The sequence below is a fragment of the Mucilaginibacter sp. P5_A6 genome, assembly GCF_056400585.1.
This window is the reverse complement of sequence record NZ_JBFUKZ010000010.1, coordinates 128,966-151,944: the sequence shown is the minus strand read 5'-3', so window position 1 is coordinate 151,944 and position 22,979 is coordinate 128,966. Positions and strand designations below refer to the sequence as shown.

General features: G+C 42.0%; 16 protein-coding genes. 1 reads left to right on the top strand and 15 read right to left on the bottom strand.

All coding sequences use genetic code 11. From position 1 onward, the window contains the following. Positions 1 to 34: 34 nt before the first annotated feature. From AC1DO4_RS13400 to AC1DO4_RS13360, 9 genes are all read right to left on the bottom strand, one after another. Complete coding sequence (locus AC1DO4_RS13400; protein ID WP_477416563.1) at positions 35 to 2,320, bottom strand: GH92 family glycosyl hydrolase; 2,286 nt, start codon at positions 2,318 to 2,320, stop codon at positions 35 to 37. An 86-nt stretch (positions 2,321 to 2,406) separates the two neighbouring features. Beyond that, positions 2,407 to 3,912: a RagB/SusD family nutrient uptake outer membrane protein gene (locus tag AC1DO4_RS13395; protein ID WP_477416561.1), complete on the bottom strand. Its 1,506-nt coding sequence runs from the start codon at positions 3,910 to 3,912 to the stop codon at positions 2,407 to 2,409. Positions 3,913 to 3,935: 23 nt separating this feature from the next. Continuing rightward, complete coding sequence (locus tag AC1DO4_RS13390; protein WP_477416559.1) at positions 3,936 to 7,349, bottom strand: TonB-dependent receptor; 3,414 nt, start codon at positions 7,347 to 7,349, stop codon at positions 3,936 to 3,938. Between the two features lie 277 nt (positions 7,350 to 7,626). Beyond that, entirely contained in the window at positions 7,627 to 8,832 is a 1,206-nt protein-coding gene (locus AC1DO4_RS13385) for a FecR family protein (RefSeq protein ID WP_477416557.1), read from the bottom strand. Between the two features lie 90 nt (positions 8,833 to 8,922). After that, positions 8,923 to 9,567, bottom strand: coding sequence for an RNA polymerase sigma factor (locus AC1DO4_RS13380; RefSeq protein WP_477416555.1), 645 nt, complete (start codon positions 9,565 to 9,567; stop codon positions 8,923 to 8,925). Positions 9,568 to 9,747: 180 nt separating this feature from the next. Continuing rightward, the gene (locus AC1DO4_RS13375; RefSeq protein WP_477416553.1) at positions 9,748 to 10,344 is read right to left on the bottom strand and encodes a TMEM175 family protein; all 597 of its coding nucleotides are present in this window, start codon (positions 10,342 to 10,344) and stop codon (positions 9,748 to 9,750) included. Between the two features lie 23 nt (positions 10,345 to 10,367). Continuing rightward, positions 10,368 to 11,582 (bottom strand): glycoside hydrolase family 88 protein, encoded by a 1,215-nt coding sequence (locus tag AC1DO4_RS13370; protein WP_477416551.1) that lies wholly within the window; start codon positions 11,580 to 11,582, stop codon positions 10,368 to 10,370. Positions 11,583 to 11,743: 161 nt separating this feature from the next. Beyond that, entirely contained in the window at positions 11,744 to 12,391 is a 648-nt protein-coding gene (locus AC1DO4_RS13365) for a LamG domain-containing protein (protein WP_477416549.1), read from the bottom strand. Positions 12,392 to 12,424: 33 nt separating this feature from the next. Further along, complete coding sequence (locus tag AC1DO4_RS13360; protein ID WP_477416547.1) at positions 12,425 to 13,066, bottom strand: hypothetical protein; 642 nt, start codon at positions 13,064 to 13,066, stop codon at positions 12,425 to 12,427. 135 nt (positions 13,067 to 13,201) lie between these two features. Between AC1DO4_RS13360 and AC1DO4_RS13355 the strand changes: the two genes are divergently transcribed. After that, positions 13,202 to 14,482, top strand: a complete 1,281-nt coding sequence (locus AC1DO4_RS13355) for a hypothetical protein (RefSeq protein ID WP_477416545.1) — start codon at positions 13,202 to 13,204, stop codon at positions 14,480 to 14,482. A gap of 6 nt (positions 14,483 to 14,488) precedes the next feature. Here the strand turns inward: AC1DO4_RS13355 and AC1DO4_RS13350 are convergent, their stop codons facing one another. The 6 genes from AC1DO4_RS13350 to AC1DO4_RS13325 all read right to left on the bottom strand — a co-directional run bounded on the left by AC1DO4_RS13350 (position 14,489) and on the right by AC1DO4_RS13325 (position 22,788). Next, positions 14,489 to 14,737, bottom strand: coding sequence for a hypothetical protein (locus AC1DO4_RS13350; protein ID WP_477416543.1), 249 nt, complete (start codon positions 14,735 to 14,737; stop codon positions 14,489 to 14,491). Between the two features lie 167 nt (positions 14,738 to 14,904). Next, on the bottom strand, positions 14,905 to 16,863 hold the full coding sequence (locus AC1DO4_RS13345; RefSeq protein ID WP_477416541.1) for a M1 family metallopeptidase: 1,959 nt from the start codon (positions 16,861 to 16,863) through the stop codon (positions 14,905 to 14,907). A gap of 165 nt (positions 16,864 to 17,028) precedes the next feature. After that, entirely contained in the window at positions 17,029 to 18,081 is a 1,053-nt protein-coding gene (locus AC1DO4_RS13340) for a hypothetical protein (RefSeq protein ID WP_477416539.1), read from the bottom strand. 157 nt (positions 18,082 to 18,238) lie between these two features. Continuing rightward, entirely contained in the window at positions 18,239 to 20,446 is a 2,208-nt protein-coding gene (locus tag AC1DO4_RS13335) for an outer membrane protein assembly factor BamB family protein (RefSeq protein ID WP_477416537.1), read from the bottom strand. Positions 20,447 to 20,541: 95 nt separating this feature from the next. Beyond that, a complete protein-coding gene (locus AC1DO4_RS13330) occupies positions 20,542 to 21,471 on the bottom strand; it encodes a nucleoside hydrolase (RefSeq protein WP_477416534.1) in 930 nt (309 codons plus the stop codon). A gap of 6 nt (positions 21,472 to 21,477) precedes the next feature. After that, complete coding sequence (locus tag AC1DO4_RS13325) at positions 21,478 to 22,788, bottom strand: hypothetical protein (protein ID WP_477416532.1); 1,311 nt, start codon at positions 22,786 to 22,788, stop codon at positions 21,478 to 21,480. Positions 22,789 to 22,979: the final 191 nt, after the last annotated feature.

Here is a 22,979-nt window from a genome sequence, read left to right as displayed (position 1 = left end):
TTTAAAATTCCCCCTTTAGGGGGTTAGGGGGCTTCTATTTCTCATTCGATAACGAATATGGCACATCGCTATCCTTTATCCCCCTTGTTTTATTAGGTTGCGGAGCCATGTTAAAATTGATGGTAGCACCTTTTAATAATTCCTTATGACTCAACCAGGTAAAATCATAAGGCTTATCATTAAAGTTCACGGTATTAACGTACCGGTTGGCATAGCTGTTATTAGCTGCGTTTATAGCAACCGTTTTACCGTTTTCGAGCTTAAGAGTAATTTTCTTAAACAGTGGCGCTCCCAATACATACTGATCGCTTGCAGGGGTAACAGGGTAAAAACCCATTGCCGAGAACACGTACCAGGCCGACGTTTGCCCGTTATCCTCATCGCCGCAGTAGCCATCTGGTGTTGCTTTGTACAACTTGTTCATTACATCGCGCACATGCAATTGGGTTTTCCAGGGCTCACCTGCGTAGTTGTACAGGTAAATCATGTGCTGGATGGGCTGGTTACCATGTGCATACTGGCCCATATTTACAATCTGCATCTCGCGGATCTCATGAATAGTTTCGCCGTAATAGCTGTCATCAAAAATTGGCGGCAGGGTAAATACAGAATCAAGCTTGGTTATAAACTGCTTTTTTCCGCCCATAAGGTTAATCAAGCCCTGGATATCATGAAAAACACTCCAGCTATAATGCCAGCTGTTACCCTCGGTAAAGGCATCGCCCCATTTTAGCGGGCTAAACGGTGTTTCAAATGAACCATCTTTATTTTTACCGCGCATTAACCCGGTAGTGGGGTCAAAAAGGTTACGGTAGTTCATGCTGCGCTTTTTATAAACATCAGTCTCAGCTGCCGGCTTACCTAAGGCTTTGCCTAATTTATAAATAGTAAAATCGTCATAGGCATACTCCAGTGTACGGGCGGCATTTTCGTTGATCTTTACATCGTAGGGTACATATCCCAGTTTGTTATAATACTCCACACCCTCGCGGCCTGTGGCTGCCGGGCCTTTGTTATTAGCGCCATGGATCAAGGCCTCGTATAATGTATTGATATCATAGCCCTTGCCACCTTTTAAATAAGCTTCGGATACTACCGAGGCAGAGTTGTTGCCGATCATTACAGCAGAATATCCGGGGCTCGACCACTCGGGCAGCCAGCCTCCTTCTTTATAATCGTTAATCAAGCCTTCCTGCATCTCTTTATTGATAGATGGATAAACCAGGTTCAGGAAAGGATATAAAGCCCTGAAGGTATCCCAAAAGCCTGTACCGGCAAATTTATATCCCGGGAACACTTTACCTGTCGACGCGCTGTAATGCACAATTTTATTATCAGCATCTATCTCATACAATTTGTTAGGGAAGAAAACCATGCGGTAAAGGCATGAGTAAAAGGTTCGCGTTTGATCGATAGTACCACCTTCAACGGTTAAGCGGCTAAGGGTTTTGTTCCAAACGTTTTTTGCTTTTTGCTCGGTAACATCAAAACTATCGTTACCAACTTCTCTTTTAAGGTTTAGCTCGGCTTGTTCTATACTAATAAATGATGAAGCTACCTTTAAATGTACCTTTTCGCCATGTACAGTTTTAAAGCCGATCAACGCGCTTGCATGTTCGGCCTTCAGTTCAAGCCCGTCGCTTAATGTGGTATCACTGTAGGTTTGTGCCAGGGTTATTGCCTTGTCTACATAAATAACAAAATAGTTTTTGAAATTTTTTAAAGGGCCACGGGCGTATTTGGTAGAGTAACCCACAATCTTTTTCTCACCGGGGATGATCTTTACATACGAGCCTTTATTTTGCGCATCGATCACAATAAATGAGCTGTCGGTTTTAGGATAGGTGAACCTGAACTGGGCCGACCTTTCGGTCGGGGTGATCTCGGTAGTTACATCATGATCGGCAAGATACACGCTGTAGTAATATGGTTTGGCAATCTCGGCCTTATGCGAAAACCAGCTTGCCCTGCCATTTTGCGATACTTTTAAATGTTTGGTAACCGGCATTATAGCAAACTGCCCGTAATCGTTCATCCAGGGCGATGGCTGGTGAGTTTGTTTAAAGCCGCGTATTTTATGAGCATCATAGGTGTAAGCCCATCCATCACCCATTACGCCGGTTTGCGGAGTCCAGAAATTCATGCCCCATGGTAAGGCAATTGCCGGGTAGGTGTTACCGTTTGACAGGTCGTAATGCGAGTCGGTACCCATTAAAGGGTTAATATACTCAACAGGGTCGGTTACTTTATTTACCTGTTGTGCCAATGCAGATGTGACAGCTATAAAAAATGAACCAATAAGTATAAATTTTTTCTTCATGCTTAGCTATTAAACGTTTTTCAATTTTAACTGTAAATATAAAAGACCAGCTTTAATGGCCGGTCTTTTATATTGTATTATATTTATTACCACCCGGTATTTTGGGTAAGCTTACTATTGGTGCTGATCTCGCGTTGCGGGATAGGCCATAAGTAATACTGGGCCTTCATGGTAACACCTTGCTCGTTTGCTGTAGATGTTGCGTCGCCAAATGTATTATTGGTTACATCATAAATCATGTGGGTACGCTGAATATCAAAATAGGCCTTATTTTCATAAGCCAACTCGTGGTAGCGCTCTTTCCAAACCTCAGCACGGAAAGCAGCCTGGCTTAGTGCGCCTATAGGCGCCAGTTGCGCACGGGCCCTTATTTTATTAAGTTGTGCTATAGCTAAAGTATTAGGTGCTCCTTCTGCTTCGTTGCTTGCTTCTGCATAAATCAGCATAGCTTCCGGCAAGCGTAAAAAGGTCCAGTTTTCATCACTCTGACCATTACCTAAAGCGCTCTCTACGTGAAAATATTTATAAAGCGCGTGCTCGCCAAAAGTTATAATGCTTCCATCCTTAAATGATGGATAGCTTGAAAAATAAAACTGTCTTTCCTGGGCACGTAAGTCGCCCGTTGCATAGCTGTTAAAGAACCCGTTAGTAGGGATCATCGCTCCAAGATGGTCACCATATGAACCAACCAATAAGTTAAAAGGCAATGTTAACTGCGGGATTGCATTTGTAGCCACACCAACCAGGTAGTTGGATTGAAATATAAGTTCGCCCTGGTTTTTGTGTGCATTGTCATGCAAATAATCATACTTATCAAACAGGGTGTAAGCAGTACCATTTATAACCGGTAAAATTTCTGCAGCCGCTAAAGCATAATTTTCGGTCTTTTTGAGCGGGAAGCCTGCTGTAGTTAAATAAACACTGGCTAATAAAGTACGCACCGCGCCCAACGATACCCTGCCGGTTTTATCTGATTCGGGTAAGCCCGATGCCTCGGCGGCTTTAAGGTCGCTGATGATCTGATCATATACGGCAGCTGTAGCGCTACGTGATGGATAAAGATCTGGACTACTAATGGTTACCGGAGCGGTAATCAAAGGCACATCGCCGTATAACCTTACCAGGTGATAATAAAAGAATGCTCTTAAAAAATAGGCCTCGCCCAATATTGCTTTTTTATCAGCATCGGGCATTGGAGATATAGGAGGGATATTTGCAATTGCTATGTTAGCATTTGAAATAGCCGCATAGCTATTTTGCCATACATCCTCAAAACCGGGGTTAACTGCATCTGTACGGTTGTTAATAACATTATTATTATTAACACTTTGGCCCAATGATGTTGCATGACCTGCAAAAAGCTCAATGGTAATGAAAGGGCTTTCGCCATATGCATCACCGTTTTGAAACAGGTAAAGCTTTTGGTAAATACCATTAACAAATATACGCGCCTGGTTTGCACTGGTAAAATAATTGCTTTTTACAAAACCTCCTTTGTTTTTTTCAACAAGTTCGTTTTTGCAGCTACTAACCATTATAGTAAGAATCAGTAATAAGTAACCAATTCGGTATTTTTTTAAGTTAAACTTCATAATAGTATGTTTTAACATTTAAATTAGAAACTAACATTTAGGCCAAGCAGGAAGGTTCTTGGTTTTGGATAATCATAAAACTGTATGCTTTGATTAAAGTTGCTGTTATTGTTAGGATTCTTAGGATCGTAACCATAGGTAGAAACTTCAGGATCATAGCCAGTATATTTAGTTATCACAAACACGTTTTGTGCTTGAGCGTACACCCTTAACCTGCTCAATTTTATTTTAGATATTGTAGCGGTTGGGAAAGTGTAACCAAGCGTTATAGCTCTGCCACGAATAAAATTACCGCTCTCTACCTTGGTTGAGTAGATCTCTGTTTGGTAATACACATAAGCCGGTCTGTCTTCTGCAATGCTTGTATTTTGATTGTTTGGTGTCCATGCGTTTAGTACAGTGGCATAACTGTTAGCCTGGCCGGTACGGTCCTGACCTGAGTGACGGGTTAGGTTCATGATTTGGTTACCGTAGTTAAATTGCAAATCGATACCCAAATCGATGTTTTTGTAGCTGAATGTGTTATTTAACGTTCCGTAGCCATCTGGTATTGACTTACCCAGGATCACTTTATCGGCAGCTGTAATTTTTCCATCATTATTTGTATCCTGAATCTTCAAGTCGCCAGGCAATTTATTAAATACAGCAGCTTGTGATGTTTCGGCTGAACCCCAGGTACCTAAAACTTTGTAGCCATAAAAACTACCGGCAGGCAAACCTACGCGCATCAGGTTAAATTGAGACAAGAATGTAGGTGATAAAAATATATCGTCATTAGATGCCCCTAAAGCCAATATTTTATTCTTAAGGAATGAGATATTGAATGAGGTGTTCCAGGTAAAATCCTGAGTTTTGATATTTTGTGTACTGATAGTTAGCTCCAAACCTTTATTTTGCAACCTGCCAATGTTTTTGTAAACACTGTTAAAACCGCTTGTTTCCGGTAATGGCGCGTTAAGCAGCAAAGCTTTGGTTTTCTTTAAATAAGCATCGGCTTCAATGTTGACACGGTTGTTGAATAAACCTACTGAAAAACCAAGATCAAACTCTGCAGTTTTTTCCCATGAAAGATTTTCGTTACCAATTGTTGTTTGTTGCGTACCAATAGCCTGCGTACCATTCAACACATAGTTAACTGTACCAATTTGTGCTTGTGAACGATACTCACCAATTTCGGAGTTACCGGTTAAACCATAGCTTAACCTGAATTTAAGATCAGAAATAGTTTTATTATCCTTCAGGAAATCCTCCTGCGAGGCTCTCCACGCGAAAGCGGCTGAGGGGAAAAAACCATTTTTAACATTTGTACCAAAACGTGATGAACCATCCTCACGGCCGGTTACTGTTAACAGGTATTTTTCTTTATAGTTATAGTTTAAACGTCCAAAATATGAGCGCATTTGCCACGCATCATAATTTGATGAAGGGAGACCAGGAATTGAACCGGCACCCAAATTATAATATTGATAATAATTATCGGATAAATTGCTGGTAGAGGCTCCTAAACCTGTTTGTTGGAAATTTTGCTGTTCTGTACCTACAACAACGTTAATATTGTGAACCTTATTGAAGGTTTTATTATAGGTAAAGTGATTTTCCCATTGCCAAAATGTATTATTCTGCTCATCAATAGATGCAGAACTTTTTGTTTGACTGGCCACAGAGCCACCAACTAAACCACTTTGAAAATGAGGATTATAATTGGCTGATGTTGTTACACCCAAAGTACTGCGAAATTCAAGGCCTGGTATAATGTTTACATTAAGATAGCCATTACCGCTAAAAATACGTTTTCTGTAAAGGGCTTGTATCTCGTTTGCTTGTGCTACCGGGTTATCGCCACCTTCTAAATTTGGATAATCGGTACGTTTACCATAAGTTCCATCCGGATATTTAATAGGAATGAACGGAACCATTTCAATCAACATACGCGGAATGTTGTTACCACCTGTACCATCATCGGCAGTACGCTGATCCTGGGTGTTGTAATTTAAAGTGGCACCAACCTTCAACCATGATTTAATTTGGTTGTCGATAGTTAAACGCGCATTGTAACGTTTTAAATAGCTATTTAAAATAATACCCTGGTCATTAGCGTAGTTTAAAAAGAAACCATAAGTTAATTTATCTGTGCCGCCCGTAAATGTTAAGTTATGATTTTGACTTACCGCGTTGCGGGTAGTAGCCTTTTGCCAATCCACGTCATACAATGGTTTAAGATTTGAGTCAAATAGCTTACCTATTAAGGCGGTACGCAATTTAACCGGATCCTGGTCGGCATATTTACCAGATGCCCAACCGGTAGGGTCGTATTTTTTAATATTGGCATATGATAAGTCTTCAACAGCCATAAACTGCGCGGAGTTTAGTACAGGCAATTCCTTGGCTATATGGCCTACGCTTACATAGCTATCGTAACTTACAGAACCTTCTCCTTTTTTACCACGTTTGGTAGTAACCAGGATAACACCATTTGCACCACGTGTACCATAAATTGCGGTTGACGATGCATCTTTTAACACGTCTACCGATTCGATATCATTGGGATTAATTGCATTACCGCCCTCTGTCCAAATAACTCCGTCAACTACATATAATGGATCTGTCCTGGTGTTGATAGAACTATAACCACGGATTCTGATCTTGGTATTACCTCCAGGTGCCCCGGAGTTGGTTGAAACGTTAACACCGGCAATTTTACCTGATAATTCCTGCTCCAGGTTGGTTTGTGGTCTTTCCTGCAATTGTTTTGAACCTACACTACCAACAGAGCCCGTTAAATCAACACGTTTTTGGGTACCGTAACCTACAACAACCACTTCGCTTAAGGCTTTTGGCGACTCGGCCATCAAAACGTTTAAAGTCGTTTTTCCGCCCACAGGAACTTCCTGACTTGTATAACCAACAAAACTAAATACCAAGGTTCCGTTTTCGGGAACATTTAAAGTGTACTTACCATTTACGTCGGTTTGCACGCCAACATTAGATCCTTTGATCTTAACGGTTACGCCAGGCAAGGGGCCTTTAGCGTCGGATACAGTGCCGGATACTTTTATATCAGCAACTGCAGCGATAACCATATCCTTCTTTTTAACCACGATGGTTTCGTCGAATATTTTGTAAGTCAAAGGCTGATCTTTAAAAGCCATATCAAGCGCCTGCTCAAGAGATACACCCGAGACTTCGATATTAATGGATGTGGCTTTGGAAACATCCTGCTTATCATACATAAAATGATAACCGGTTTGTTTTTCTATTGATCTCAGGACTTTTTCGACCGTTGCATTTTTTTGATGCAGGGTAACCACCTGGCTGTAGGTTTTGGCACTCACGTTGGTAAGTACCGCTACCATAATAATAACCGTTAGCTTCATAGCTAAAATTATTTTGGATAATTGGGGCCATACCAAAGGCGTAGCCTTAGAATTAAAATTCATAAGTTTGTAGAGTTTGGGTTAAACATTTACTTTCGATTCATGGATTGTATTTTTTTGGGACCCAGATCTTTAGCCGGGTAAGTACTGCGAATACTTCCCGGTTTCTTTTTGGCCGGATTTTCGGCGTCGTCAACTTGCGTGTTGCAACATTTGATAAACCGTTTTACCAATGGATCCCTCCCTGGGCTAACTTATTTTTTGTATTTCTTCCATCATGGGGTTGTTTAAAGTGAACAATTGGTTGTTTATTATTTAGATTTTATTTGGACGGTGTGTGCTAAGGCAATACCGTAATGTGCCTGTCTTCTATTTTAAAATTGATACCCATATATTTAAGCATCCCCATTAATTCTGATGCTTTTACATTGCGCGAGATCCTCCCGGTAAATTCTTTGGAGGGCAATTTTCCGGCAAAGCTTACCTGTACATCGTACCAGCGGGCAGCCTGCCTCATAACAGCTTCAATCCCAGCATCCCTGAACTGAAAGATCCCCTCCTTCCAGGCTATAGCGTCATCGGCATCAGGGTTATCAATTACTTTTATAGGTCCGTTTTGATTTAGCTGGGCCTGCTGACCTGGCTTTAGCATACTGGTATTTTGGTTATTGCTTATTTTAACCGAGCCTTCTAACAGGGTGGTTTTCATTACGGCCTCATCGTTGTAGGCCATAATATTAAAATGGGTACCTAAAACTTCAACTACTGTGTTGTTAACCTTCACCCTAAATGGCATATGGGCATTTTTAGCTACTTCAAAATAAGCCTCGCCGGTAATTTCAACTTCTCTTGTTTTGCCTTTAAACACAGCCGGAAAACTTAGTGACGACGCTGAATTTAACCATACCTTGCTTCCATCGTTTAATACCAGCTGATACTGCCCCCCTCTTGGGGTTGATACCGTGTTCATATCAGCCGAAGTGCCATCATCGTCATTACCGGTTTGGTATACCAATTGACCATCACGCGTTTTACGGATGTGTGCAGACCCTTCTTTAGCTAACAGTCCATTTTTGACACTATCAAGTGTAATGGTTTTGCCATTAGCCAGGATTAAAACCGCCTTATTACCGCCCGGCAAAACATCATGTGCAGGTTTTGCTTTGGCTATATTTTTTTTAGCGACCGTATTTTTATCTTGCTTCATGAAAACATATGCTCCAAAGCCAACAAAAACCATCATAGCTGCCGCCACTCCTAATTTTAGCCACACCTGATTTTTATCCGGAGGACGTATTGGAGAATCTTCATCATGATTGGATTTACTTTGAAGAATGTTGTTTAGTATATCAATACTTTTTGTACGATCAAAAAGTGGTGCATCAATTTCGAGGTTATCCCAGGCCTCGTGAATGAGTGCAGTTATTTCCGCATCATTAACAGATGAGTGGATGATCTCCATTAACTCATCCTGCTCCTGCTGTGTAGCGGTTTGATTATAATAACTATTAAAAAGGTAGGTAAGCCTTGCATTAAATGCACTCATACAGGTAGATGTTAGTTCATAAATTTTAAATTGGTAAAAGGAGTTTGGGTCGAACTCGCATACAAGACAACAAAACCTGTAAAAAAGGGGCTATTGGTTTTTAAAAAAAATTAAACAAGTTTTTATCGCTATTAAAATCAGCGTAAAAGCCTCMAGGTGGGTGCGTACATAATCGGTGATTGATGTGGTAGCTATCTGCAGATATTTTTTTACCGTTTCGCGGGAAAGTTTAAGCTGATCGGCTATTTCGGCATATTTAAGGCGGTTATGCCTGCTTAGTAAGTAAACTTTTTGCTGTTGCGGAGGCAGGTGATCAATGGCTTCATCCAGTAAATTATAATACATACCCGAATCCTGCTCTGCATTTAGCATTCCTATGCAGCCCTGCTCCAGTCTTTTTATTTGTATTCGTTCCTTCGCCAGTTTTTTAAGGCAGTTGAGCGCGTGATTTTTGGATATAACAAAAAGGTAAGCCTTAAAATCGTCAATATTACCAAGGGTTTCGCGGGTCATCCATATTTTTAAAAACACATCCTGTACAACTTCTTCAGCCAGGTCGGCAGAGTTAGTAATGCGATAAATATGAATACCCAATTGCTGATGGTATGCTGTAAACAACCGGCGAAAAGCGTGCTCATCACCGGCTGCTACCTTTAAAAGCAATTCGTTTTCATGATGAAGCTTATTTGCCTTTGCAAGCAATTCGAGCTTATGATCATAAGCAATATCCAACATAAGTAAACGTAAAGTAGTGGCAAATAATGGTTAAAAATTTAAACTTACAACACAATATAACTTAGGCAAAAACACTACTACAACCGCGAAGTTGCAAAATAGTTTATACTTTTTTACCAATAAAGCATGTTTAAATTACATTATTTCTGAAACAGAGGTAATTATAATTAATAGTTAAAATTAACTCTCCGCATCCTGTTGAGCAAGTTTCTTTTCAATCCTTTTATCGGGAATAAACCAAATGCCGGCCACAATAACATACATTACAAAGGCGGCTATTGTGTTTAGCCAGCTTACACCAATAGCTATCGCATAGACGCCGATAGATATCTTTCCTTTCCAATCTTCGCCAAAGGCCTCGGCAATCAAAGAATTCCCCCCATGGTGATGGATAAGTTTTCGTACTAAAATAGAATATGCGATGCCATTCATTGTTAATACAAAACCATAACAAGCTACCGGCCCCCTGGCAAAATGATTTTCGCCCATCCAGCCTGTAACAAATGGTATTAACGACAGCCAGAAAAGCAAATGCAGGTTGGCCCATAAAATCCCACCGTTAACCGAATGTACAGCCTGAAACATATGATGATGATTATTCCAGTAAATACCAACGTAAATAAAGCTCAAAATATAGCTTATAAAAACAGGTATAAGTGGCTTTAATGATTCAATGCTATCGCCATGCGGCACCTTCATCTCCAATACCATTATGGTAATAATAATGGCAATAACGCCATCGCTGAAAGCTTCTAACCTACCCTTGCCTAATGCCATTTTCTTTTCCAGCTAAATTTAAGTTATTTTTTGGTGCCGAATGCCTGGTAACGCTGCATGGCCTCTATAAAATAGTAATCTGCATAGGTTAAAGGCACGTCAATTTCTGTGCCTGCAGGGAAATGGCCTACGCTGTGCTGTAAAATAAAACCACCATTGGTGCCGGCAGCAGCCATGTAAGGCGGGGCAGAAAGCGTTTTCAATATGGTTTGGGCTACACTAAAATAATCCTCCCCGTTTTTTACGTCGCTGTACCTGCAAAGCTCCAGCAAGGCCGAAGCCATAACAGATGCTGCCGAAGCATCTTTAAGTGCATCAGGAATGTTAGTGGCATTATAATCCCAATATGGAATCTTATTAGCTGGCAGATTGGGGTTAGTCAATATAAAATGGGCAATATTTTGAGCCTGATCCAGGTATTTTTTGTCATGTGTTTCGCGGTACATCACGGTGTAGCCATACAGGCCCCATGACTGGCCCCTTGCCCATGCCGATTCATTGGCGAAACCCTGGGCGGTCTTCTTTTCCTTTACAGCTCCTGTTTGAGCATCATAATTAATCACATGGTATGAGCTATAATCCGGTCTGAAATGATTTTTCATGGTAGTATTGGCATGGGTAACCGCTATTTTATAATAGCTGGAATCGCCGGTTTCACGCGTTGCCCAAAACAGCAGTTCCAGGTTCATCATATTATCAATGATTACCAAATAATCGCCCGGTTTTGAATCCCATGATTTGATACAGCCTACTGTTGGGTTAAACCTTGTAGAAAGAGATTTAGCACTGTTAATTAGTATTTGTTTATACTCCGGCTTTGGCTCAATTTTGTTAGCATTTCCAAAACTGCAGTACATCATAAAGCCCAGGTCATGTGTATGCGTGTTAAACTGTTCCTTAGCTAAAACACCCATAACCCGGTTTGCTTCGGTAAGCAAAGCCTGGTCCTTACTTTCCTGGTATAAATACAGCAAACTACCCGGATAAAACCCACTGCACCACCAATCCGAATTGCTATTTTCCTGCTTGTTTGTATTTGGGTGATAGGTTTTAGGAAATTCCTCCGGCCCTATCTGCTTCGCCAGGAATTTATATTGAGCGCCGGCGTTGGTAAAGTTTTTTTTAATGGTAGCTAAAAGCTCCTTTTGGGGTTTGAAATTTGACTGGGCTAAGCTTAAAAAACTTATACCGCTAAAGCATACAGTACATAACAATACTGGCAGGATTTTRAATTTCATCAGATGTAAATTTGGCTGGTGCTAAAGTTGCAAATTTTGCTTGAGATTTTTAGCACATAATTTAACACCAGCCTAAGAACAAAGGTTACTTTAATTCCTGCTACAATATTTTACTAATTCAGAAAACCTGATAATCCATGTAAAATGCCATACATAACTCGTTATTTAAGCGCCTTTACTATCAAATTTTTGTAAGCACCCAAAGATGAGTTGCCATGCCAATAACCTACGGAACCACTTTTTAAAGATGGATCGAGCGAGGCATATGTCATTGATGGTTTAGCTGCATTGTTTACATACACCTCCATTTTGCTGTCTTTAACCACAACTTTTACATGAAACCAGTCATTGTGCGGCAGTATGGCATTGGCCTGGTATTTATTTGCTTCATAATCCCACCAGTTAAACTCGGCCTTCTTTTCGGGCATGTATTGTATAGCGTTGATAGTACCTGATGATAAAGGCCTGAAGTACACGGTTTCGTAATGATGGGCATCTTTTATTCTGAAGGCAAGGCCAATATAACCATTCCCTTTGCCCGCGAATGCCAGGTCGAACTCGATGATACCATCCCTGAAGTTTAAGTTTTTAGGATAAGCAAGGCTGGCTGATTTGTAGTTACCAATCTTCCGTTTTATTAACAGTGCCTTTTGGCCCAGGTATGCACCAAATTCATAATCAAGCGTATCATTTTTGGGAATGACCCACTCATTGGGTTTGATAACAGACAAATTGTGTACCTGGTATTTTTGCTGGGCAAATACCTTAATAGATACAAGCAGAATAAATAGCAGTAATAGCTTTTTCATAATGATAAATTTTAATGAGGTTTGTATTGGTTTTTATTTAATCACAAGATTGGCAAAGTCGCCTGTTAATCCGTCTGCCCATAGGCCGATAAGGCCATCCTGCCTGTTGTTTAGCTTTTTAACTGTAAGGGAGGGGCTGGTAGAGTGATCCACATAAACAACAATTTCATCAGCATTTACCACAATACACGCATGGAACCAGGCTGTTGCAAGCGGGAATGGGTTTACGGCATTTTCATATACCAGGGGATGTTCCTTTCTCAGCCTGTCCCAGGCATAATCGGGCATACTCATGTACTGAACAGCATGCTTTCGCCTCAATGTATCCGGCGACCGGAAATTAAATGGCCTGAAATAAATGACATCGTAAGTAATGGTGTCAATACCATGAAAGGCAATGCCCAAAAAACTTTGCTGGAAAACATCCTTGCCCCTCAGGTCAACATCAATTGTCCCGGTTTTAAAGCTGGCCCCCTTAAGCCATACAATGCCATTACAGGATAGGCCCTGCTTGGTGCCATCGGCCAGTTCGGTTACCCTTTGGCGGGGAGTTATTACCAGTTCATTTTGCTTTAATAAGTTGTTAAGACTATAGGTGCCATTTTGCTGTGCATAACCAACATTACAAAAGAGTGTAATGCGTAAAAAGAGTGCGAATAAAATGTTGTTCTTCATAAGTTTAGATTTTAACTTTAGCAAAACTTGCAAATTGCGCTCATAATAAAGCTTCATAAGCATTTCAAGTTTTGTTCAAGTTTGTTCAAACCTTTTTTGCATTTTTAGATACCGCATCATCCACCTGAAAAACCTATGGAAAAAGAAAAACAATTGCTTTTGTTATGCCGGCAGCTAATTGAACAAGCCTTGAACTGGGGAGATAGCAATATTTGGGGTAACAGCGATTTTGAACAGCTAAGCAAACAGATATTTGAAAAAACCAAAGTGCAGTTAAGCATATCAACCCTTAAACGCATCTGGGGAAAAGTGCGTTACGAAAGCTTCCCTACGGCAGCTACTCTCAACGCGCTGGCCCGTTTTCTTGATTATACCAGCTGGCGCGATTTCAGGCAACATCACCAGGTTAACGGTGTTATAGAACAGCCTGCAGCACCCATCGTAACCGGCCAGGAAATCATAATAACTTCTCCAAAAAAACCATATAAATATGTCTGGCTTATAGGGAGTTTCCTGCTTGTACTTGGCAGCCTTTATTTTATCAGCATGAAAAGGAAAAAACCTATCGACTTATCAGGCGTAAAATTCAGCAGTAAAAAGGTATCCGATGGGCTGCCAAACTCTGTAGTATTTCAGTACGATGCGTCTGCTTTTAATTCGGACAATGTTTTTATCCAGCAATCCTGGGATCCCAGCCGGCGCGAACGGGTACCCGGAAATGGTAAACAGTATACATCCATCTATTATCATCCCGGTTATTTTTTAGCAAAGCTGATAGTGGATAATCAGATTAAAAAAGAAAGCACCGTATTCATCAAAACCAAGGGCTGGATAGGCATTGTTGACCATTTTCCCGTACCGGTATACCTATCGCCAGGCGAAATAAAAGGACAAGGTTATATGGGTATTTCGGGTGAGGTTATGCAGCAAAAGCTTGGCGTACCTGTGTTTAACAATACCTGGGTAAAGTTTTCGAACGTGCGCGAATTCCCCGGCATCAGGGCAGATGATTTTGTGCTCGAATGTACTTTGCGCAACACCTCAACCACAGGGCAATCTGTTTGCGGTAAAGCCGACCTGACAATTTTAGGAGCCGGAGCAGCTATTATAATACCCATAGTAAACAAAGGCTGCATTGCCGATATAGGTATTTTAACCGGCTATAACTGGATAGACGGCAAAGATCATGACCTTAGCGCCTTCGGTTGTGATTTTACTCAGTTCCAAAACTTAAAATGCAGTGTAAAAAACCATCGCTTAAAAATTTTCCTTAATAATAAACAGATCATGGATGTAGAGCAAAAACACAGCATTGGCCGTGTTGTAGGCATCAGGTTTGAGTTTGAAGGTTCCGGCCAGGTAAAACATTATAAGCTGGAAACACCGGGAGCACAAGCTTATGAGGAGAAATTTTGAGAGGGTTCAACGTATTAATTCTACCTTTTGGATAAAATCATCGTAGCTTAATTTGCCTTTTCTTAATTGGCTGATATATTTAAATACACTCAGCTTATCCAATTCTTTTTGGTAGTGTTCGCGGTCGTTATCAGTTTTAGGATTATTCTGTAATTTTAACCGGATAGACGTCCGGGATATACCCTCCTCCAATTTATCTATAGGACAAATGCGAAGGTCATCAAAATTACTTCGGGGAAACGCGATACGGGTCATCAGTTTTTTGCTTCCTTAAATTTAACAGGCAAGCATAAACATTCATTTAACTGTATATTATTTTATTGTTATTGATTGGGGCCAGGCGTTTAAAAAAATGCCCGCGCCAACCCGATTATCACCCAAAAATCTGGTTTAAAAAGATGAATAATTGGTTCATCGTTCCGTTACTTTTTTAACTCATAAACATTGTTGGTCCTATCTACATCAGGATAAAGTTTTGAGGGATCGATAACTATTTTGGCTATGGCGACTTTTTTATTGCCCGTTAAAACATAGGTATCGCTATACTCCCATATTTCTACCGGGAACTCGCGATGCTCCGTTGAGCCATCGGTATACGTTATTTCAACTACCAGCGGCATGGCTGCTTTTTCAAGGTTTTCAATGGTGATCTGCGGTTGGGTATTTGCCGTCCCCGCCACCTGAACTATCTTTTGATCGAGCCTGTAATTCTCTAAAAACATCGACTTCCAAAACCAGGTAAGGTCTTCTCCGGCAGAACTGTCTATACTCCTGAAAAAATCCCAGGGTGTTGGATGCTTATAGGCCCAATCGCGGATGTATTTTTTAAAAGCCCGGTCAAACCTATCCGGCCCCAATACCTGGTTACGTAATAATGTTAACAGGTAGGCCACTTTTTGATATTGAAGCGGATAAACCTGGTTACCGGGTATAGCATCCGGGCGGCTTACAATGGGCAATAATTTCTCTGAAAATAGCGAATCAAGCGGACTATCAATTTCGGCATAGCCTATAAACTCCCCTTTATTAAATGCTTTGGTAGCCATGTTATCAATAAACAGGTTAAAGCCCTCGTCCATCCAGGCATATTTACGCTCGTTGCTGCCTACCACCATCGGGAACCAGGTATGGCCCAATTCGTGGTTCACCACCGCCCAGTACATATTACCGGTATCTTTTGCCGAGCAAAATACCATACCGGGGTATTCCATACCATCTAAATTAGATGCTACGTTAACTGCTTTGTTATAGGGATAGGGATACCACTTATCTGAGAAATACTGCAGTGTAAATTTGATATACTCCGAAGACCGCTTCCAGCTGTTTTGCTTTTCCGATTCAACAGGGTATAATGAGCTGCCCATAACGTGCTTACCATCGGCTAACTGAAAACTTAAGGCTTCCCAAACAAATGATTTGGATGCTGTCCAGGCGAAATCCCTTGTATTATCCATCTTAAACTTCCAGGTGCAGGTTGGCTTTGCAGGCCTTGAAGATGATTCTGTAACCTCTTTGGCTGACCTGATCTGCACAGGTTGCGAACTTTCTTTGGCCAATTGCCAACGTTTTAACTGTACTGGGGTTAAAACTTCGTCAGGATTTATCAGGTCGCCCGAGCCTTCTACTATGTACGATGACGGTACTGTAATATTCACCTCAAAATTGCCATACTCCAGGTAAAACTCGCCATTGCCAAGGTATGGCAGCGTGTTCCAACCTTCTACCTCATCTACCACACACATCCTCGGGTACCACTGCGCCATGGCATAAATATTACCGTTTTTTGTGGGCAGGATATCCGTTCTGTTAACCAGGAAATCGGCATTTTTATAATTAACCGGGAAATTATAGCGATACCGGATACTGAAGGTTAGTTTTTCACCGGTTTTTAATGGTTGCGGCAACTCCAGCTGCATCCGGGTATCATACACATGATATTTAATATCACCGGCATTATCGACCGTAAGTTTTATGCCATCAATTTCGTAACCGCCATCAGCCACCTGTTCAGCCGGATTTTTGTAAAGAAATAGTTTGGATTGGATTCCTCTTGAATCTTTTTTAAATACATTCTGCTCCAATTGCATCCACAAAGATGAAAGCGCTTTAGGACCATTATTGGTATAGGTAATGGTAGCTGTTCCGCTTATAATATTGGTTTTATCATCAAGTGCCACATCAAGCACATAATCTGCCTGGTTTTGCCAGTACGCAGGGCCCGGCTCGCCGGTAGCGGTACGATATCCGGTGCCGGGGGGTAAAAGCGGCAAAGAGGGAAATAATTCGGCAGGATGATATTTGGATTGGGCAAAGGATAAATGACCGATAAGAAACAATATACAAGTGACTATAAACTTTACGTGGTGTAATGGTTTTTGCATGCCGTTAATTGACTAAGATTAGTTTTGTTGCTGTTATCGCTAAGATAAAAGGAAACAGGACAATTTAACATAGGTAAAAAGGATTTTATATACTTTATGCTCTTAACGGCGAAATGTCTTTGTAAATTTTAAAAAACTGTTTTACTATAATTATGAAGAGTAAACTCAGATCTTTTTAAACTTTATCATATTATCCTGCTCCCAAACGCATAGTATTTTATTGCCGGGCAGAATAACAGATTTCAGGAACCCACCTTTACCCACGATTACCTGATCTTTGTTTTTTATCGACATTAACTTAAGCGTATCGCTGTTTTGAAAGGTGATAATCGTATTAGCACCGGCTTCTGAAATAGCGCAGGATCTTCCCTTTCCCATATACGTTTCCGGCTCACCTGCCTTTGCATAATATATATTTCCTTTACGCTGCCATATCGTGTGAATGCTGTTTGAGCCATCAATAACGATGCCGCCGCCATCCATCGGACAGCCATTGAGTTTCCAGGTATCCATGCCCATTTTTTGAGCCGCCTGAAACACCTTACCCCCATCCAAAGATTTAACTACATACAGATCTCTTGAGCCGTTAAGCCAGTTTCTGAACATGATAGCCACTTTAGGGCCCTTTACAGCGATACTTGGTTTACAGCACTCACATACATGGCCATCAGGTGACCGGTATGCCAAAATATTTTTTGACCAGGCGCCCTTTTTTCCCGGCAGGGAGGCTAAATAAACCTGGTTATTGCCTCCCGTACGCGTATCAAGCCAAACCGCATAAAAATTATCTTTTTTATCGGCTGCCAAACCCATTAGCCCTTCGGGTGCCGAACCTTTACTATCATTTACAACGCCCATATTTTTCCATTTTTGGGATAAATGATTTAATTGAAACCAATGAATATTGCCGGATTTATCAATTGCAGTTACCACACTATAATTAGCCGAGCTGGCTAACTGAGGTCCTCGTGACATCCCTAAGTGCATAGCTGGCACATGGCCTACGAGCACCGGTTTTGAGAATGTTACACCCCGGTTATCTGAGGTAGCGCAAAATATATTATCCTTATCTCCATATACCACCCTGATAATGCCCTTGTTATCAGTACTAATTTGCGGCTGACTTCCTGCTGATATGGTATCCTTACCAGGAAATGCCCAGGATAGGATAGTCAGAAATATAATGGCAGAAAAGATAGATAACAAGACCTTCTTCATTGTTTTATAATTTAATTAACTGGTAAACAGGAGTCAATTTAACAGCGTCGTGATTTTACTGGCTGCATGTCAAATATACCCAGATATTGTCAATTACCGGTATGTAGTGGGTGTTGTTACACTGACCGTGATGGGGAATGCGCAGGCCGGGCCCTCATTATTCCCCCAGCCCAAAACAAACATACTCATCACCCGACTTACTGCCAATCTTCCCGCCCCCACAGGCTATTACTACGTACTGCTTACCATCTATAACATAAGTGGCCGGGGTAGCATAACCGGCTGCGGGCAGCTGCGCCTGCCAAACCACTTTACCGGTTTTTTTATCAAAAGCGCGAATCTTTTCGTCCTTAGTGGCAGCTAAAAACACCAACCCGCCTTTGGTTACCAGCGGACCGCCATACAGCTCCGTACCTGTAACCGGGATGCCTTTTTTGGTAAGCTCGGGATATTCGCCTACCGGCACTTTCCATAACAGCTTGCCTGTAGTAAGGTCGATAGCATTGAGGGTACCCCACGGGGGCTTAATTCCCGGGTAGCCGTCCTTATCCAAAAACCTGTTATAGCCGGTCATGGTGTATGGAATCTCGTCAACCACCTTCTTTTCGGTTTTGGTGCTGGCAGTCCGGTCGGTAGTTGGTTCTTTATCTAACGTTTTTTTCGCTTTGGCATCCGGCAGCTTTAGCAGGAAAGCCAGCAGCGCTTTTTTATCCTGTGATGCTATCTGTTTAAAGGACGGCATCATATTGCGGCCATTCGCAATTACCTGGCTTAGTTGTTCTTCTTTGTACTTTTTTCCAATGTTTACCAGCGATGGATATGATGTGCCATTACCTTTTAGCTGCGGCCCATGGCAGCCAATGCAGTTTTTATTGTAGATCACCTGTCCCATCCCCTTAAGCGAATTATCATTGGTCACCTTTGGCACATCGATCATTACTTGTGCCCAGGGCATTTCGGAGCAGCTGATATACATGATGTTTGTTTCCTTATCAACCGCTGCGCCGCCCCACTCGCCTCCACCATCAAAGCCGGGGAAGATCCAGCCACCTTTTTTACTGGGTGGAGTAAACATCAGGCGGTTTTTAACCTGGTTGTATTTTTCCAGCATCTCTTTATGCGCTTCGGGTGTACGGTTGGTTACATCTTCGGGATTAAATATTTGCCTTGCAAAAGGTTGCGGTAAAGTCGGTATTGGCTGTGTTGGCCATGGCCTTTCGCCCGGCAGGGCTTTGGTGGGTACCGGTGTTTCCACTATCGGGAATATGGGCTTACCATTGGCCCTATCGAACATAAAAACATAACCATGCTTGGTAATCTGGGCCACAGCATCAATTTTTTCACCATCATGAGTGATAGTTACCAAATTGGGATTAGCGGGCAGGTCACGGTCCCACAGGTCATGATGCACTACCTGGAAATGCCATTTCAGCGTCCCGGTAGCCGCATCCAGCGCGAGCAACGAATTGCCAAACAGATTTTTCCCCTTACGGAAACCGCCATAAAAATCACCGCCTATAGATCCGGTTGGGATATAAACTATGCCCCGCTTTTCATCCAGCGCCATACCCGCCCAACTGTTGGCTCCGCCAAACTTTTTGTAAGCGGCAGTATCCTGCCATGTTTCGTAACCTTTTTCGCCGGGATGCGGAATGGTGTGGAAAATCCACTTTAGTTTTCCCGTACGTACATCATAAGCCCTGATATGCCCCGGCGCCGCATCGGCAGATTCGGCTACACGGGTTCCAACAATCAGCAAATTATGATATACCACGCCCGGCGTGGTACCAGCCACAAATGATTTGGTATCCCTGCCAAGGTTTTTGGTAAGATCAATGTAGCCGTTTTTGCCGAAGGTCATAATTGGAGTACCGGTCTCCGCATTTATAGCGAAAGTCTTAATGCCGACACTATAAAAAATCCGCTTCCCGCCGCCATCCTTATTTTGCCAGTAGATAACTCCCCTGCTCACTTTGTAGTAAGCCATCGGGTCGCCACTGTTAGTGGTATCAGCCTTTGCCGGGTCGAAAAGCCATTTTTGCCGGCCTGTGGCGGCATCCAGTGCAAATAATTTCAATTTAGGACTGGTTCCATACAGTATACCATCAACCATTATGGGGTTACACTGGTTCTGACTGCGGTTGGCAGAATCTTTATCGTTGGTGCTATACGTCCACGCTACTTTTAGCTTACTTATATTACTTAGGTTGATCTCCTGGTTTGATGAATAACGGTTGCCTTCCTTTGAACCGGCATAAGTACCCCAGCCGGTGTAAGCTGCGTCGGCCTGGTTAGGTTTTGGATTTTTACATGATGCATAAACGCCCGCAGTAAAAAAAAGGGCGGTTAAAAACCTGTTCTTCATTATCATTGGTTCTGTTTAGTATTAAATTGGTCCAATCTGTTCCATTATTCGGAAGATAAAAGAAAGAGTCATGCCAAACTTGCTTTTTTAATCTACTACTCTTTTAACATCCTGTTCCAGAAATCCTGCTCCATGGCTTTGGCATCGATAGTTTTATATACTGATATTTCACGCGGTCCGTTTTCGGGCGGCACATCGGCTTTTATTTTTTCGGCTTTTGCCGGATCAAGATAAGCCATTACAAGGGCAAGATCCCACATTACCCAGGTTTCTTTAGCTTCCACAAAATCCCAGCGGTTATATAACAGCTCACCTAATTTACCTTTGCCCTTTAAATTGTTACGGCAAACAGCACGGTTAAACCTCAAAGCAATGGCGGTGTTAATGGGCATAACGGTAAGGTCAAGCCCTTTGCAATTGAGCAACAGATCAAATGCATTCAGATCGTTGCGAACGTTAAATTCGCTTTTATCCCACACCTTCCGATCGCTGAAATAGCGTGCTGCCAGCACATAAACCCTTATTTTAGGAATGATGGTAGTATCAAGCTGAATAGCCGACGCTATGTTTGACGCAGCTCCAATACACAGCACATCCAGTTTTTCGCCGTCCTTAAGCTGGTGTACCGCGGATATTATCCCTTTTTCGGCATCAGAAATAACAGGCTCCTTTCCACCCCAGGAATGCCCGATAGTTCCCCTGCTACCCAGCGGATGGGGAATGTCGGTTCTGGAAGTAAGCTGCAGCAACTGCTCATTCAGGTCCTGGCTTAGTTGTACTGTGTTGATGTTTTTTGTGGGGTAGTAATGCCATTTATCACCAACCAGCATATCGGCATTATTAAAATGGGCCGAACTTAACCCAACAATATTTACCTGCTTATCTTTTAAAAGATAAACAATGGCATACAAATCGTCCATTTCATTACCCGTATCCGAATCAAGCCATACTATTCTTTTTTGAGCATAGCCGGTACAGGCTATTAGTATAGCGATCAAACAGACCGGGATAACTTTTTTGAACATGGCGGTTTATTTTTTGAGCAACTCGTCGGTAGTTACTTCATTGCTCAGCAATCTACCAAAAAGTTCCCATCGTTTCACGGGGTCCTTAGCGGTGCCTCCATTTTTTTCGATATAGGTTTTTACCATATCCATCCCGTAATTATAATTAATTACATAGCTGCGGTATTTTTTAATAAAGCTGATGGATTTAGCAGCCGTTTCATCATTCATCAAGCAATATTTGGTAAGATAATTGGTAGCCTTATCGCGCGACATGGTGTTGTTAATCAGCCCTCTTGCCGCCTCGTTGCGGGCATAATTTAAATTACCTTTTATTGCAAGGGCTTTAAAATACAGATCGATACCCGCGGTATCCAAACCGGCCAGCGGCAGCAATACATTTTTGGCAAACTTCACCTTCTCGTCCCCCGGAAAAGCTACCTCGATACCATAATTGGCGCTCCCCTCGGCAACCAAACTTTGCGGACTAAACAACGGATACATCGAGATCTCTACCCAGCCTTTATCATGGTACAGGTTTTTCTCCAACAACATATTGTACACATGATGACCAGGATAGCTTTCATGGCTGCCCACATCAATAGCACGGTCTATAAAAATCTTCAGGTCGGTATTGATCTGAACGGTGCTTTTATAGTTACCCTTGTACCAGTTATAACCGCTCCATGGTTTATTGGTTACATACTCCAGCGTAAAAGCTTCACCTGCGGGCAATGTGTAATGGGCCATGGTGCGCTTGCGGGCTTCGGCAATGGCGGCTTTTATCACCGGGTCGAGCTTATCTTTAGGGATGATGAATTTATTGGCCAGTTTTTGAAAACGCTCACTTACCCGGCCCTTTCCCGGCAGGATACTATCCAATAAGGCTATCTGCGCTTTAAAATGGTCTTCATCATATATCGGCGCGGCTACACCAAAAAGCTCCTTTGATTCCTCGTCAAAGGGTCTTTCCTCGCCCGAAAAAATCCGGATTCGCCTGCTGAATGCCACCAATTGATCCATCATCCAGTTGGCCCGTATTTTATTAGTGTCGATTTGTGAGTTAGTCGAAATAATTTTCAACTCATTCATCAAAATATTGGTATTTGCAAGTAGACTATCCTTTGGGAATTCTTTTTTAGGTGATGGCTTCGGTTTTAACGAATCAGGACCATAATAGGCGTCCACAAAATCGGTGTCATATTGACCAATAGTAAGGCCAAGCCTCACATACTCAACAGCAAGGCTGTTAAGCTTCTTGTTTTCCAGCTGCTGTGCCGGGTCGTGCCCACAGGCCAATATAAAAAGTATGGGTATAAATAGCAGTAGTTTCTTCATGTTAAATTATCCTATTCAAAGTAAATGTGGAACAAGATAATGATTACATTGTTTACAGAGGGAATTGTGGAAAATGTTAGCTTGTAATTTTATCAGCCTTAAGCCTTCCCAACCCACCATTGCAGGGGATGACGCAATAAGCCCCCCAACCCTCCCCGGAAGGGAGGGTTTTAAAAAACCGGAGGACCAAA

Bases quoted from the DNA above. Each gene is read 5' to 3' on its own strand.
- AC1DO4_RS13400 (WP_477416563.1), bottom strand. From the start codon at position 2,320: ATGAAGAAAAAATTTATACTTATTGGTTCATTTTTTATAGCTGTCACA.
- AC1DO4_RS13395 (WP_477416561.1), bottom strand. From the start codon at position 3,912: ATGAAGTTTAACTTAAAAAAATACCGAATTGGTTACTTATTACTGATT.
- AC1DO4_RS13390 (WP_477416559.1), bottom strand. From the start codon at position 7,349: ATGAATTTTAATTCTAAGGCTACGCCTTTGGTATGGCCCCAATTATCC.
- AC1DO4_RS13385 (WP_477416557.1), bottom strand. From the start codon at position 8,832: ATGAGTGCATTTAATGCAAGGCTTACCTACCTTTTTAATAGTTATTAT.
- AC1DO4_RS13375 (WP_477416553.1), bottom strand. From the start codon at position 10,344: ATGGCATTAGGCAAGGGTAGGTTAGAAGCTTTCAGCGATGGCGTTATT.
- AC1DO4_RS13365 (WP_477416549.1), bottom strand. From the start codon at position 12,391: ATGAAAAAGCTATTACTGCTATTTATTCTGCTTGTATCTATTAAGGTA.
- AC1DO4_RS13360 (WP_477416547.1), bottom strand. From the start codon at position 13,066: ATGAAGAACAACATTTTATTCGCACTCTTTTTACGCATTACACTCTTT.
- AC1DO4_RS13355 (WP_477416545.1), top strand. From the start codon at position 13,202: ATGGAAAAAGAAAAACAATTGCTTTTGTTATGCCGGCAGCTAATTGAA.
- AC1DO4_RS13350 (WP_477416543.1), bottom strand. From the start codon at position 14,737: ATGACCCGTATCGCGTTTCCCCGAAGTAATTTTGATGACCTTCGCATT.
- AC1DO4_RS13345 (WP_477416541.1), bottom strand. From the start codon at position 16,863: ATGCAAAAACCATTACACCACGTAAAGTTTATAGTCACTTGTATATTG.
- AC1DO4_RS13340 (WP_477416539.1), bottom strand. From the start codon at position 18,081: ATGAAGAAGGTCTTGTTATCTATCTTTTCTGCCATTATATTTCTGACT.
- AC1DO4_RS13335 (WP_477416537.1), bottom strand. From the start codon at position 20,446: ATGAAGAACAGGTTTTTAACCGCCCTTTTTTTTACTGCGGGCGTTTAT.
- AC1DO4_RS13330 (WP_477416534.1), bottom strand. From the start codon at position 21,471: ATGTTCAAAAAAGTTATCCCGGTCTGTTTGATCGCTATACTAATAGCC.
- AC1DO4_RS13325 (WP_477416532.1), bottom strand. From the start codon at position 22,788: ATGAAGAAACTACTGCTATTTATACCCATACTTTTTATATTGGCCTGT.